At 36.9% G+C, this 14,529-nt stretch carries 16 protein-coding genes; 11 read left to right on the forward strand and 5 right to left on the reverse strand.

Annotated features, from left to right (window positions below):
- Window positions 1-62 precede the first annotated feature (62 nt).
- Together AB5M32_RS06615 and AB5M32_RS06620 are read right to left on the reverse strand one after the other, a co-directional pair.
- Window positions 63-332: a hypothetical protein gene (locus AB5M32_RS06615; RefSeq protein ID WP_051641764.1), complete on the reverse strand. Its 270-nt coding sequence runs from the start codon at window positions 330-332 to the stop codon at window positions 63-65.
- Window positions 333-364: 32 nt separating this feature from the next.
- The gene (locus tag AB5M32_RS06620) at window positions 365-1,102 is read right to left on the reverse strand and encodes a hypothetical protein (protein WP_178286945.1); all 738 of its coding nucleotides are present in this window, start codon (window positions 1,100-1,102) and stop codon (window positions 365-367) included.
- A gap of 243 nt (window positions 1,103-1,345) precedes the next feature.
- Here AB5M32_RS06620 and AB5M32_RS06625 point away from each other — a divergent pair, with 243 nt between their 5' ends.
- A complete protein-coding gene (locus tag AB5M32_RS06625) occupies window positions 1,346-2,671 on the forward strand; it encodes a hemolysin family protein (protein ID WP_010736850.1) in 1,326 nt (441 codons plus the stop codon).
- A 336-nt stretch (window positions 2,672-3,007) separates the two neighbouring features.
- Window positions 3,008-3,865: a DUF2382 domain-containing protein gene (locus AB5M32_RS06630; protein WP_178286943.1), complete on the forward strand. Its 858-nt coding sequence runs from the start codon at window positions 3,008-3,010 to the stop codon at window positions 3,863-3,865.
- Between the two features lie 122 nt (window positions 3,866-3,987).
- Here the strand turns inward: AB5M32_RS06630 and AB5M32_RS06635 are convergent, their stop codons facing one another.
- The 3 genes from AB5M32_RS06635 to AB5M32_RS06645 form a co-directional block, all read right to left on the reverse strand.
- Complete coding sequence (locus AB5M32_RS06635) at window positions 3,988-5,373, reverse strand: MATE family efflux transporter (RefSeq protein ID WP_063626437.1); 1,386 nt, start codon at window positions 5,371-5,373, stop codon at window positions 3,988-3,990.
- Window positions 5,374-5,641: 268 nt separating this feature from the next.
- Entirely contained in the window at window positions 5,642-5,965 is a 324-nt protein-coding gene (locus AB5M32_RS06640) for a DUF960 domain-containing protein (RefSeq protein WP_010720345.1), read from the reverse strand.
- 215 nt (window positions 5,966-6,180) lie between these two features.
- Window positions 6,181-6,789 (reverse strand): 50S ribosomal protein L25/general stress protein Ctc, encoded by a 609-nt coding sequence (locus AB5M32_RS06645; RefSeq protein WP_010736853.1) that lies wholly within the window; start codon window positions 6,787-6,789, stop codon window positions 6,181-6,183.
- Window positions 6,790-7,116: 327 nt separating this feature from the next.
- Between AB5M32_RS06645 and AB5M32_RS06650 the strand changes: the two genes are divergently transcribed.
- From AB5M32_RS06650 to AB5M32_RS06690, 9 genes are all read left to right on the forward strand, one after another.
- Window positions 7,117-7,833, forward strand: coding sequence for a 16S rRNA pseudouridine(516) synthase (locus tag AB5M32_RS06650; RefSeq protein ID WP_081128316.1), 717 nt, complete (start codon window positions 7,117-7,119; stop codon window positions 7,831-7,833).
- An 11-nt stretch (window positions 7,834-7,844) separates the two neighbouring features.
- On the forward strand, window positions 7,845-8,540 hold the full coding sequence (locus AB5M32_RS06655) for a YjjG family noncanonical pyrimidine nucleotidase (protein ID WP_010720342.1): 696 nt from the start codon (window positions 7,845-7,847) through the stop codon (window positions 8,538-8,540).
- Between the two features lie 83 nt (window positions 8,541-8,623).
- Window positions 8,624-9,253, forward strand: a complete 630-nt coding sequence (gene udk, locus AB5M32_RS06660) for a uridine kinase (protein ID WP_010720341.1) — start codon at window positions 8,624-8,626, stop codon at window positions 9,251-9,253.
- A 144-nt stretch (window positions 9,254-9,397) separates the two neighbouring features.
- The gene (locus tag AB5M32_RS06665) at window positions 9,398-9,997 is read left to right on the forward strand and encodes a TVP38/TMEM64 family protein (protein WP_034698710.1); all 600 of its coding nucleotides are present in this window, start codon (window positions 9,398-9,400) and stop codon (window positions 9,995-9,997) included.
- A gap of 23 nt (window positions 9,998-10,020) precedes the next feature.
- A complete protein-coding gene (locus AB5M32_RS06670; protein WP_010736856.1) occupies window positions 10,021-10,512 on the forward strand; it encodes a GNAT family N-acetyltransferase in 492 nt (163 codons plus the stop codon).
- A 429-nt stretch (window positions 10,513-10,941) separates the two neighbouring features.
- A complete protein-coding gene (locus AB5M32_RS06675; RefSeq protein WP_094940636.1) occupies window positions 10,942-12,318 on the forward strand; it encodes a hypothetical protein in 1,377 nt (458 codons plus the stop codon).
- Window positions 12,302-12,766 (forward strand): YaiI/YqxD family protein, encoded by a 465-nt coding sequence (locus tag AB5M32_RS06680; RefSeq protein WP_088745039.1) that lies wholly within the window; start codon window positions 12,302-12,304, stop codon window positions 12,764-12,766. Before AB5M32_RS06675 ends, AB5M32_RS06680 begins: the two co-directional genes overlap by 17 nt.
- Before the next feature lie 126 nt (window positions 12,767-12,892).
- Entirely contained in the window at window positions 12,893-13,258 is a 366-nt protein-coding gene (locus AB5M32_RS06685) for a DUF2512 family protein (protein ID WP_034698720.1), read from the forward strand.
- Between the two features lie 169 nt (window positions 13,259-13,427).
- Window positions 13,428-14,504 (forward strand): D-alanine--D-alanine ligase, encoded by a 1,077-nt coding sequence (locus AB5M32_RS06690; protein ID WP_010720335.1) that lies wholly within the window; start codon window positions 13,428-13,430, stop codon window positions 14,502-14,504.
- The last annotated feature ends 25 nt before the right edge of the window (window positions 14,505-14,529 follow it).

The following is a 14,529-nucleotide window of genomic DNA, read 5'->3' on the forward strand; positions in this document are numbered from 1 at the left end:
GAATAAAGTATTCAATGGGAGAGACATTTCTTGGAATGTTTCTCCCATTGTTTTTGGGCTATTTAGCGTTGCAAAGAGAGTTTAGCTTTTTTAGGCTCGCTTAGATGTTTATTTGAAATACTATTGATTGCTTTTCTTTTTAAATCTTTTAGGTGAGATTTTCCTAGGTAGATGTCAATTTCATTTGGTTCTTGTTGCATTTGCTTTATGTAAACTTGGGTTTGCGTCTTTTTATATGCGAAATTCATCTTAGCGAGGTGTTTTTTAACACCAATTTCGATTACTTTTTGAGTTTTTAGAATGATTTTTTTTCTTAGTATTTCAGCATCCAACTTTGGTAATTCAAGGTTATTAATGATGTTGTTTAGGCTGTGTAACGTTTTTTTTTCTTTGCGATTATTTTTATTTTTTGATTGAAATTCGATATTATATTCATTTTGTTTGCTTCAACTATTTTTTTTGTGTTGGCTAAACGGTCCATTGTTTTTGGTAACTGGAGGTTAGCCATAATAAATTTAATACTTCTGGCTTTATAGTTTAATTTAGACAAAGATGTTAAGCATTCGTTTGGGTCACGTTCTTTACACCTCGTGTTCCACTGGTCAATCGTATTTAGTAGTTCTTGGTTGGATTGAAAATCTGAAGTGATAGTTGATCGCTCTGCCGTAATGATTTTATCTGATTCAATGACTGGATTTATCGTTTCTGGTAAGTAAAGATTCGCTATGATAAATTTGATCATTGAATCATTATAGTTACAGGTAGCTAGAAAAGCGAAGGTTTCATCAGCACCGTTTAGTTTAAGCATTGCGTTCCACTGGTCAATTGTGGTTAGTAACTCCTGATCAGATGAAAAACCTGATTCCACCACCGTTTTGCCCAGAACATTTAACAAGGTTTCAATCTGTTCTTTATCTGTTCCTGCTGGCAAATGAAGGTTGTTTATAATATTTTTGATACTTTCAGTTTCATAATTAAATGTAGTTAAATAGGCTAAGGTTTGGCTTAAGCCGTGAATTTTCAACATTCGATTCCACAAGTGAATACTATTTTCTGATACTTTCATTAATTTGTGTTCTTTCAGAACTTGACTAAGGGGCATAAGATAATCTCCTTTTGATTTTTTTACTAGAACTATTGTAAAGGAATCGATCAGACAAAGAGTCTTCTTTTTTCGACTATATGAAATTTTAGTTTTGGATAAAAGCTTGACAAAGCTTGCTAAGTTAAAAGAGTTTTGTGGGTCAAGATACTTTCTAAAGAAACTCAATGCAATCGTGGATCGTTGATTTAAATTATTTTTCGAAAAGAGGTACAATAGGGGAGAGAAGAGAGGTGGGAAGTTATGGTACTTAATTTTGCCATATTATTTTTGATGATTGCGGTGACTTCTTTTTTTGTAGCTAGTGAATTTGCATTAGTTAAAATCAGACGTTCACGTTTAGAACAATTAGAAAGAGAAAATGTAAAGAATGCCAAATTAGCATTACATGTCACGCATCATTTAGATAACTACTTGTCGGCTAGTCAATTAGGAATTACCTTGACTGGGTTGATCATTGGTTGGGTTGGCGAAGGCTCAGTGGCGGCGTTACTAGAGCCTTGGATCGGTCGATTGCCGTTTAGCTCAGCATTGAGCGGAACGATTTCTGTCGCGTTAGGGTTTATCTTAGTGACATATATCGATGTGGTGATCGGAGAACTTTTACCTAAAAGTTATAGTATCGTGAATACAGAGCAAGTGGTCTTATTTGTTGTACGTCCGTTGCATTATTTTTATAAAGCAATGTTTCCTTTTATTTGGGTATTGAATCATTCTGCTGCGGCTTTAGGAAAAGTATTAGGTGTGAAATTAGTTTCAGAAGGAGAAGAGACATTATCTCAAGAAGAATTGACGTTAGTGGCTATGAATTCTTATGAAAAAGGAGAGTTGACGAAAGAAGAGTACTATTATTTAGAAAATGTCTTTGAATTTGATGATACGTTGGCAAAAGATATCCAAGTGGATCGAACCTCTATGCAGGTTTTTGAAGCTGGTGAGACAGTGAAAGATGCAATTCAAGCTTCTATTCAAAGAGGTCATACCCGCTACCCCGTTATTTCTGGGTCAAAGGATCACGTCCTTGGTTATGTTACTTTACCAGATTTGATTAAGCAGTCGTTTAAAGACGATCAATTAACAGTGGATGAGTTGGTGGAAGAACCAATCGTTACTTCAGAAACGATCCCCATCAAAAAACTGTTGACGATCATGCGTAAAAAAGGAAAACATATTGCTATTTTAAAAGATGAATACGGGGGAACGAGTGGTTTAGTGACGATTGAAGATATTTTAGAAGAAATCGTAGGGGAAATTCGGGATGAAACGGATTTGGATGAAGCATTGATAGCGAAACAAGCAGATGGGAGCTATATTGTTTCAGGAAAATTGACGTTAGATGATTTTGGTCGTTATTTCCACGTTACGATCCCTGAATTTGAAGAGTCTACTTTTATCACACTATCTGGATTTATGTCGAACCATGAAAAAAACATCAAGACAGGTACAGTGATCCAGATTGATTCTTTTCAATTTACGGTGTTAGAATATAACCATACGCATGTGGACTATTTTAAAATCAAAAAACAAGAAATAGCAGAAAACAGTATCGATTCGAATAAAACAGAATGAAGAATCTGGGATAAACAAAATCCTACATTTCACGATCAAAAAAAATGAGAGAAGTAAGACAAAACATTCTAACCACTACCAAAAACGAATAAACCGATGTTTATACTTTCTTTTTGTCCCTTAGTCGGAAGCTTCCTACTCATTTTGGTGGACGGATCTCTTGATCATAAGATTTTAAACGATAGAACTGATGCCAATCCATTCGACTTAGCTGAATGGATTGGCATCTTTTTTACTTTGTAAACCATATATTTGTTCTAAAAAAAAATATCCGATAGAATAGACCTGTAAGCGGAATCACTAAATACAGACATACTATTAACAGGAGGGATTCACATGAATGAAAGAAATCTAACAGTTATTGGTAGTTACAGTACGAGGGAAGAAGCTTTATCAGTGATCGAACAATTGCGTGATGAAGGATACGATCGAGACGATATCATTATCTATACGACAAAAGATGCTGCTCAAAATTTTGGTTTTTCTGGTTTATCAGGAATTGATGTAGAAACGAATGTGGATGAGGTTGAAGGCACGCATGAAGAACGCTCGCTATGGGAACGGATCAAAGATACGTTCACTTCTAACACCTATGAGGAAGATTCGTATACAGAAAAAGCGGATGATTCTGTTAACGATGATCCATTGTATTCATACAAAGAGGATATTGCCGCTGGGAAAATAGTGATTACGGTTAAAGATTACAAAGCGCAAAATGAAGCAGTTGTTGAAAACGATCGGACTCAAAATATGCCCGATCCAACGGATACACTAAATACAAATAATGAAAATATTCAACTCAAAGAAGAACAGTTAGATGTCAATACCCATGACGTGACAACTGGGGAAGTTGATATCCATAAACACGTTGTTAATGATACTAAAACAGTGGAAGTCCCTGTGAAGCGTGAAGAAATCGTTATCGAAAGAAAACCAGTAAATGCTGAAGCAAGCGATAATATTTCAGATGATTCTTTGGAAGACGAAACGATTACAATTCCTCTTAAAGAAGAACAAATTGATGTCAATAAACATACTGTAGTACGTGAAGAGGTAGGTATTCACAAAAAAGAGCATGAAGATATGAAACAAGTGACGGAAGAAGTAAGTCGTGAAGAGTTGGATATTGATACAAAAGGAGACGTTCGAGTAGAAGATACGGATGAAAATACTCGTAAAAATGATCATATATAATAATTGATCGCTAAAATCATCTAACCAGACTCCTTCGTTTTTTGAACGGAACATCATGTAAATTGCTAATAAAAAAGACATTTCTGCTTATCTGATCGATGAGAGAAATGTCTTTTTTTCTTTTATTGGATACTATTGTATTGGATTTCAGGATCATCCATAGCGTATTGTTGTTCATTCTCGAAAGATTTAAGTTGTTTCATTGAACGCAAGTAAGAGTATAGTAGAACAGCGACAGATCCTGCCCAAGCAAGTGGTGAAGCAGCTGCAGCACCCGTATAACCAAGTAAACCAGTTAAAATGATTGCTGCAAATGAACGCATGACTAATTCCATCATTCCTGCGAGTGTTGGAATCTTACTTTGACCAAGTCCTTGTAGTGTGTAACGTAAGATAAATAAAATCGCTAAGATCCAATATAAGGAGCCATTGATGTTGAAGTAAGTTTGAGCTAATTCAAAGACACGAGTCTCTGTCGGTGAAACAAACAACTGCATAAGTGAATGACCGAAGAAAATCACGATCGCACCCGCAACAACACTAAAGCCAATACTCATCATAAGTGTTTGCTTAACACCTTTTAAAATTCGACCATATTCTTTTGCACCATAATTTTGAGCAGTAAATGTTGCAATAGCAATCCCGAAGGACATCATTGGTTGGTTAGCAAATTGGTCAATTCTGCTGGCTGCTGCTTGAGCGGCTACGACATCTGTTCCTAAACTGTTCAACGCAGCTTGAAGGACGATGGCGCCAATGGCGATGATGGATGATTGAAAAGCCATTGGAAGAGCAGCGTTTAAATGAACACGAATCTCTTCTTTATCAAAGTGAAAATCTTTTTTACGTAATTGCAACAAAGGAATTTTTTTCTTGATATAAACTAAACATAGTAGGCTTGAGCAAACTTGGGCAATAACCGTTGCAATTGCTGCGCCTTCGACACCCATTCCAAAAGAAATGATGAAAATCAAATCAAGCACAACGTTGACAACCACTGCAATAATCAAAAAGAAAAGTGGTGTCCGGCTATCTCCAAGCGCGCGAATAACATTTGAAAGCAAGTTAAAACTCATAGATGCGAAAATCCCTAGTAAGATGATTGAAATGAACGTTTGTGCTTGGTCAATAATCTCAACGGGCGTTTGCATCAATTGCAGCATCGGGCGAATAAATACTAAACTAAGGACGGTTAATGCAATAGTGACAACCAAACTGATAACAACACTTGCAGCAAAACTTTTCTTAAGACCACGATAATCTTTTGCACCATAACGCTGAGCTGTAATGATCGCTAATCCAGCAGTAAGACCTTGAGCGAAGCCAAGGATTAAAAAGGTCAAGCTTCCGGTTGCACCAACAGCAGCCAGCGCATTTTTCCCTAATGTTTGACCAACGATGATCATGTCGACCATGTTGTAAAATTGCTGAAAGACATTACCAATAAGTAAAGGAACGGTGAACATTAAGATTAGTTTAGCTGGACTTCCTTTTGTTAAATCGCGCATTTTTTAAACTCCTTATTGTCTATAAAATTTAGTTAGTAGTATATAGTGTTTATCCTGAGATTACTAGGTAAAAATGAAATAATTTTGATAACTTTCAATGTATTGCAGATTTATTTTCAAAGATATTTTCAATGATGTGCATCATAAAACAAGCCAAGAATTGAATCGCTGAATAAATTCAAAGAATGAAACGCAAAGAATAAATTCAAAGGATCAACTACTTGGCCTGGGCGTACAAATCAAAAGGGACAACGAATGGTTGTGAACCTTAATACTGTCTTATCTCGCTGGGTAAAAGAATGGTTTCTCTAGTACCATCATCATAAGCATATACTTGGCTTGGAAAACTTGATGAATAGTGAAACGGTAAATCGATTCCCATCTCAACATCACTACCAGCTTGCGAAAAATGCATAGTTACTTTTCCATTATTGTCGATTAAATCAAAGGCTAACATATTATCTAAGGGGATGACTCCCTTAAGGTCTAGGTCAATAATAAACCAGATACTATCAATCAGTTCATCTGGTAAACTTGATACAACACCTACAGAGGCATACCGGTTACGACTACTGTCAAAACTTTCAAACATCTGTTTAACCTCCTTCGTTTTATCGAATAGACATGTTTTATTTCTTCATTTAGGATAAACGATTTACTGTAACGATGGTTCATTCTAATAGACTTTTTTTAAAAATGCAACAAAAATCGTGTACTTTTTTTCAAAGTATAAGTTTTTTTTAAGGAGAGAAAAAAACGTGCCAAAAGCGAAGGTTGCCAACGCTTTTGACACGAACAAGTCACTTGTTATTCTTCCGTTGAACCAATAACTTCTGGTTCGCTTTCTTCATCAGTAGTTTCAGCTTCCTCAGTTGGAGCTGCTACTGCAGCAATTTGTTCTTCACCATCAGAAACGACTTTATAATCGTTGTTTTCAGGTAGATCGGCTACTGTGATTGCATCGCCTAGATTTAGGTTTGTTACATCAACTTCGATACGTTCTGGTAAGTTGCTTGGTGTAGCAGAGACGATCACAGTGTAAAGGTTTTGTGCTAAGACACCACCAGCTTTTACACCTGCAGCTTCGCCAACAAGAACGATTTCAGTTTCGACTTCAGTTTCTTCTGACATGTTCACAGATAGAAATTCCACATGTTCAAAATGGTTGGTAAAGGTATTCGTTTGGACTTTATGAACCAACGTGTTAACTTTTTTTCCATCAATCGTCATTGTGATTACTGTATTTGCGCCATTTTCACGTAATAATTTACTGAATATTTGTCCATCAATAGCAATCGGAGTACTTTCAACATTGTACCCATAAACAATAGCTGGAACTTTACCTTCATGACGCAATTTATTTCTCAATGAACGGGGACGTACTTCTCTCTTACTTACTTCTAATGATACTGACATAACCAAAATTCCTCCTTAAAATGTGACTGTCGGCAACGTAGACCAACAGATTTTATTTAAGTGAACTTTCGACGGCTATTCTCGTGCACATTATTGGCTAGGGCGCTTAAAAAACGCAAAAAGATAGATGCGCGCATCTACCTTTAGAAAGTCAGGATTCAACTTTTCTCCACCAGGTCATTACGCTGTGTATGAGAAATCCAATTCACTTTACTCTTTAACCGTAGCGCGAATCTGAATTTAAGTCAAGGAATAACAATGGCTTTCTTATTTGCATCTACTTTCTTTCGGGTTATAATGCTTGTTAGGCTAAGAAAGGAAAGCACCATGCGTTTAGATAAATTAATTGAAGAAACTTTACAAACGACTCGAAAAGAGATGAAGCGTTTATTTGCATCAAAACAAGTGAAAATTGATGGTTGTGTCGAATTTTGCCAAAACCGAAATGTGGATAGTTTGATTCATGAGATCGAAGTCTCAGGTAAGCGTTTAACGACAAACGAAGTCTATTACTTATTGAATAAACCGAGTGGTGCTGTGACTGCAGTTAAAGACCAAACAAAAATGACCGTGTTAGACTTGATTGCTTCAGCGGATCGAGCGAAGCCGCTCTATCCTGTCGGACGCTTGGATCGTGATACCACAGGACTACTATTACTGACATCAAATGGTCAGTTGGGATATGAAATGTTGCTGCCTGATAAAAAAGTCTTCAAAACTTATGAGGCGCAGATCAATGAACAAGTGACAGCTTCAGATATCGAAGCTTTTCAAGCAGGAATTGTTTTTGAGGGTGGCTATCGTTGTTTACCTGCACAATTAACAATCATGGAAACATCCAAAAACAGCAGTCGAGTACGAGTAACGATACAAGAAGGAAAATTTCATCAGGTAAAAAAGATGTTCCTTGCACGTGGTAAAAAAGTGACAAAGCTAAAGCGACTAATGATGGGACCTTTGCAGTTAGATGACCAACTTGCTGAAGGTGCCTATCGTTCACTGACATTAACCGAATTAAAGCAATTGAAAATATATTTTAAATAGGAGAGAAAAAAATGAATTATCATACTTTATTATTCGATGTAGACGATACGTTACTTGATTTTCAGATGACAGAAGCAAAAGCATTAAATGAATTATTTGCAGAGCAAGGAATTGAATTGACACCAGAAGTGAAAACAAGTTATAAGGCATTAAATCATCACTTATGGCGTGAATTTGAAAAAGGGAATATGACGAGAGAAGAGGTTACTGGGAGTCGTTTTGGACTACTATTTCAACAATTTGGTAAAACAGTTGATAGTTTAGCTATGGAGAAAAGATACAGACATTACTTGAATCAGGGGCATGATTTGATTGAGGGAAGTCATGAACTGCTTCAGACGTTATCTTCACAAGCGGATCTTTATATTGTGACAAACGGGGTATCGAAAACGCAATATCAACGTTTGACTGATGCGAAAATGTTGGGCTATTTCAAAAAAATTTTTGTTTCAGAAGATGTGGGCGCCCAAAAACCAATGAAAGAATTTTTTGATCATGTCTTTTCACAGATTCCTCAATTTGAAAAAGAAAAAACAGTTATTATTGGCGATTCATTGACCTCAGATATTAAAGGAGGGAACTTGGCAGGAATTGATACGATTTGGTTTAACAAAAATCGGTTGCCGGAAATTCCAGAAATCGTACCGACTTATCGGATTGATTCGTTAGCAGAACTTTATCCTCTTTTGGAAATCGAGAAGCATTAATTTTCAGAAAAATATAGCATTTTCGTGTATTTTCGCTATAATAGATAAGAATGTAAAAACGGATATGAAAGAGGTTTTAGTCAATGACAAAAAGCAAGCCAATTATCATTGGTGTGACGGGTGGATCAGGAAGCGGTAAAACAAGCGTAAGTCGTGCCATTTTCAATAATTTCCCAGACCATTCCATCATGATGCTTGAACAAGATTCTTATTATAAAGATCAAAGCCATTTGAGCTTTGAAGAACGATTGAATACGAATTATGATCATCCCTTTGCCTTTGATAATGATCTGCTGATTCAGCACGTGAAAGAACTACTGAACTATAACGCCATTGAAAAACCAGTTTATGATTATGTTGCACATACAAGAAGTCAAGCAACAATCATCCAAGAGCCTAAAGAAGTAATTATATTAGAAGGCATTTTGATTCTAGAAGATGAAAATCTACGTGACTTGATGGATATCAAAGTATATGTAGATACAGACGATGATATCCGTATCATCCGCAGAATCAAACGAGATATGGAAGAACGTGGCAGAACGTTGGATTCCGTGATCGAACAATATTTGACCGTGGTTAAACCGATGTATCATCAATTCATTGAACCAACTAAGCGTTACGCCGATATCATCGTGCCAGAAGGTGGCGAAAATCACGTAGCGATCGATTTGATTACGACGAAAGTTGCTAGTTTTTTGGATCATAAATAAAACAAAGAAACCAATAGGATAAGTCGAAGAATCATGAAAATAGGAGAAGCTATTTTCGATTCTTCGACTTATTTATCAAGTGAAACGTTTACTTTTGCAACGATTCTTAATGAAAAGTAGCGCTAAAAGGTGGAGAGACTGAAAATGAACGATCACAATCATTTACATAAATATATCCGAATAATCCCGATTATTGGCTTATTGTTCTTTTTGGTGTTAATCATTTATGCTTATCAACATGGGATCTTTCGATCAACCACTTCTTTGCAACGCTTTATCCAACAATTTGGGGAGTATGCAGTAGTGATTTTTATTCTCCTGCAGATCATTCAAGTGATCATCCCAATACTACCTGGAGGAATTTCTTCAGTGGCAGGCTTGTTGATGTTTGGGAATGGCTGGGGATTACTTTATAGCTGTATTGGATTGATTATCGGTGAAGCCATTGGTTTTTTATTGGTTCGTTATTATGGCGTTAGTTTTGTACAACTTATTTTATCGCCCAAAAAGTACCAAAAATTCGACCAATTACTGACACAGAAAACGAAGGATATCAAAAAAGTACTGTGTTTGACCATGTTGATTCCTTTTGCGCCTGATGACTTGGTTTGTCTGGTCGCAGGGTTAACTAAAATATCTTTTAAGGAATATATCCAAATTGTCCTATTATTGAAACCTTGGTCTGTCGGTGCGTATAGTTTGATTATGTTGTATCTGTTCCAGAAAGCACAAGGAAATTTTTAGCAGTAAGAGAGGAAAGAAAAAGAATGTTAGAAAAAGTCAAGGTAACCTCAACTGAAATTGACGAGTTGGTATCAGTGATCAAGGAAGTTTGGCCAGAAGCATTTGTTCCGATCATTGGGCAAGCACAAGTGGACTATATGCTGGCTACCTATCAATCAAAACAACAGATTGAAAAAGAAGTGGCGGAAGGTGTGCAGTATTTTCTCTTAAAAGAGCAAGGGCAAACGGTCGGATATACCGCCTATGAGGTAATAGCATCCAAAATATATTTGAGTAAGTTATACTTAATGAATCAATTCAGAGGGAAGGGATTGACGTCGGCTCTTTTTCAGTGGTACGAAACTATCGCTAGAGAACAAGGAATCAAAGAGATTTTTCTACGTGTCAATCAAGGCAATGCTCAAGCCATCGCCGTTTACCTTCATCAAGGTTTTGAAATGGCTGGTGAACTGATCTCGGATATTGGTCAAGGATTTCAAATGGTCGATTATCAAATGAAAAAAAGACTCGCATAACTTTGGGATATGTGTTAAAGTAACGACATGCGACGGGTCGAGAAGGCCTCTGGTTTACAGATGCGCCTAATTGATTTTGGAGACACAAGATCATGATGTGATCACTTGCCGGAATGCAAGGGTGTCGGGCAAGACTTTTGTGGAGAAGGGCTTGTCTGCTTGAGTTCACAAAAACTCAAGTACCAGTAAGATAGGACATTAGTCAGAAGAGATTCTGGGTAATGTCCTATTTTTTATGGGCAATCTTTCGTGGTTTGTTTTGGCTTGAGCGTTACTAATACTGACAAGAAGACTTGTCGCAATAGGTTATCGCTCGTTATAAGTCGGAATTCTTAGTTGATAGTATTGGCTAAAATTGGTTTCTACTTATGATTAATGCTAGAATGAATGAAAAATAAGTTTTGTAATTACTCGCTAAGGAGTTTTTTTATGTTCGAGAAAATCAAACAATTTGGTCGTAATTTTACGCAATCAACACCTTTTATTTTAGCTAATACGGTTATATTTATTCCTTATCTTTTATTTCTGAATTTGAGCGATGGGGCTAACTGGGCTTCGATTTTACCGTTTACCTTATTTTATACTTTCCGTATGACGGGATTGTTTTTGATCCGCAGTATTCGTTTAGGTCTAGATAGTTATACATTACTGATGATTGCTCTTTTGATGGGAGGGGCGGGTTCGTTATTAGGGATCTTTGGTGTGCTCTATTTCCCCTTGTTTTATTTGTCTAGTATTTTATTGGGATTTAGTGCAGCTTGGCTACTTCCAGCAAATGTGACTGTTAATTACCATGAAAAGCGACAGGGTTTTACGAATATGACAGGCAAAAAATATATCTTTGCGCTACTATTATTGGTTTTGCTTTTTCGCTCGATCGAGTTGTCAGGTACGACCCAAATCGTTGTGACGTTAGGGCTGTATACATTGTTTTATATCATGGCTTATCACACCATCAGCCATTATCCTAGGTATGAATTGGATTTTAAAGAGATGAAAACGACGATTTTTGTCACGAAAGAATTTGTGCTGTTCATTGTGTTTTTTGTCTTATTGTTTTTGCTTCGAAATGCACGATTGCTCGTTGAGCCAGAACTGTTTGATCTTACAATTTATGTTTTTCTCTTTTTATTTGTTTTAGCCGCTTTTTATTTAGGGAGAGGCAAAAAAAATTGGCAGTTTCCAAGTTGGCTCAATCTCATGAATTTTTTGAGTGGAATGGTGGGAAACTTTCTCTTTTTGTTTAGTACATTTTATGTAGGAGTTTTGTATGGATTTGATCATTTAGCCACTTATATGTATCTACCTTATATAGCTGGAATGGTCGTCGCTAAGCTGATTGGTAATCGTATCTTACGTAGTTTCCCCTATCCTCCAGTGATCGTCCAGTTGATCGGGCTATCTCTCTCTTTATTGATTTTATTGATCCCGACTGCGTTTGTGATTGGATTGTTTTTCTTAAGTTTTTGTCATGCTGTGATCAGCGGTTGGTTAAATCGTGTGTGCTATGATACCGATACGGATATTCCCATGGATCAGCGAGTCATCATTAAATTTACGACACAAAACAAAGGGAGTGTGGTCCATCAGTTTCTCTTGATGGGGCTATTATTAGTTCTTACCCGTTGGCTAGAGCTACCCGTTGCAGTGCTGTTGCAGTTGACTGACAAGTTAAGAGTTCCTACGATCAGTGTGCAATTAATGGAATACGCTAAGTGGGGGAACATCAGCTGGTTACTCCTTGGTGTGCTGGGTGTTTATCTATTATGGAAACGAGAGGTGCGGCATCATGCGAATACTGATTGATGGAGATGGTTCGCCGGTTAAGGAAGATGTAATTGAAATTGCTGGTTTGTATCAAGTGGAAGTCATGATCGTGACGAGCGTGGCTCATTACACCCATAAAGAATATCCAGCGTATGTTCATTTTGTGTACGTTGACCAAGGCGCAGATAGCGCAGATTACCGCATTGTAGGATTGATTCGCAAAGGAGATATTCTAATCACACAAGATTATGGGTTAGCTTCTTTAGTTTTACCAAAGAGGGTACGAGTGTTTCATCAAACGGGTAAAGAATTTAGTGCAACAACGATTGACTCCTTGTTAGAACAACGTTACCAAAGTGGAAGGTTGCGCAAAGCAGGTCTTCGAACTAGAGGACCTAAACCTTTTACCACTCAAGATCATCAAAACTTTAGACAGGCATTAATTCAAGCGCTTGAACAAGTCAAGTTATCTTCAAATAATGAGTAGCGACAATAGGTTTGTTTTCCCCTCAATTAGTACGATATCTTTGCTTGTATTGTCTTTAAAATGATAAAATAATTAAAGATATTTTATTATCTAATTTTTTTCTAATCTGAGGGGAGAGAGTGGAAAATGAAACATGTAAAAGCATTAATTGTAAAAGCAATCATGATTTGGGCGATTTTATGGATCGTATTAACAGGATTATACGGAGTTAGCTTCATGGATTCGACAATTGTTGGGGTCATTATCGTTGTGATGATTTATGTATTAGGTGATTTACTCATTTTGCGAAAGGTGGGGAATATTGCGGCGACGATCGCAGATGCCGGTTCTTCCGCAGTCATTTTGTGGGTATATCTTTATTTTATGAATGATATGACGAACATCTGGATGAAAGTTTTGATTCCTGCTTTATTAATTGGCATAGGAGAATGGTTCTTCCATAAATGGTTGTTAAATCAAGGAATTGTCCCTGATGAACGAAAGATGGAATAGATGAAAAACAACAATCGAAAAAGAGGCGCAGGCAGCGATGCCGTGCCTTTTTTCTTGATTTAACAAATAAGTTTATCGACTTTTTGAAAAATAAGCTGTTTGATTCTTTTGATTTTGTGCTAAAATATGAAGTAAAAGTGAAAGATATTGGATACGGGAGGACAATCTTTTGAAGATTACTTTACTATATGGTGGACGCAGTGCAGAACATGATGTTTCAGTTCTTTCAGCGTTTTCAGTCTTAAATGCTATTTATTATACTTACTATCAAGTTCAACTGATATTTATCAGCAAAGAAGGTCAATGGGTGAAAGGCCCTTTGTTAACAGAGAAACCAGCGAGCAAAGAAGACTTACATTTGACGTGGGACCCAAGCGGAAAAGTGACAGATGGCTTTACGGGAAGAGTGATCAATCCTGGAGAAATCAAAGAAGAAGGAACGATTGTTTTCCCTGTCTTACATGGACCTAATGGTGAAGATGGAACGATTCAAGGATTTTTGGAAACATTGAACTTACCATATGTCGGCGCTGGCGTTTTAACAAGTGCTTGTGCAATGGATAAGATCATGACCAAATACATTTTGCAAGCGGCAGGGGTGCCACAAGTTCCTTATGTCCCTGTTTTGAAAAATCAATGGAAAGAAAATCCTAAAAAAATCTTTGATCAATGTGAAGGGTCTTTGCTTTACCCAATGTTTGTCAAACCAGCAAATATGGGTTCAAGTGTAGGGATCTCTAAAGCGGAGAACCGTGAAGAGCTGCAAAATGCGCTTGCATTAGCTTATCAATATGATTCTCGTGCGATCGTTGAGCAAGGGATCGAAGCACGTGAAATTGAAGTAGCTGTTTTAGGAAATGAAGACGTGCGTACCACGTTACCTGGTGAAGTAGTCAAAGATGTTGCATTCTATGATTATGATGCGAAATACATCAACAATAAGATTGAAATGCAAATCCCAGCTGAAGTACCGGAAGAGGTCTATCAAAAAGCGCAGGAATATGCAAAAATTGCGTATACAATGCTAGGTGGGAGTGGCTTGAGCCGTTGTGATTTCTTCTTGACGAATAAAAATGAACTATTCCTAAATGAGTTAAATACAATGCCTGGATTCACGCAATTTAGCATGTATCCATTATTGTGGGAAAACATGGGCTTGAAGTATGGCGATTTGATCGAAGAATTGATTCAATTAGGAATCAATCGTTTTAATCAACGACAAGGTTTTTTTGAAGCAAACGAATAGACAATTAAAAATAGAAGCTGGAGCG

The organism is Enterococcus sp. C57 (assembly GCF_040887305.1).
GTDB lineage: Bacteria > Bacillota > Bacilli > Lactobacillales > Enterococcaceae > Enterococcus_B > Enterococcus_B hirae.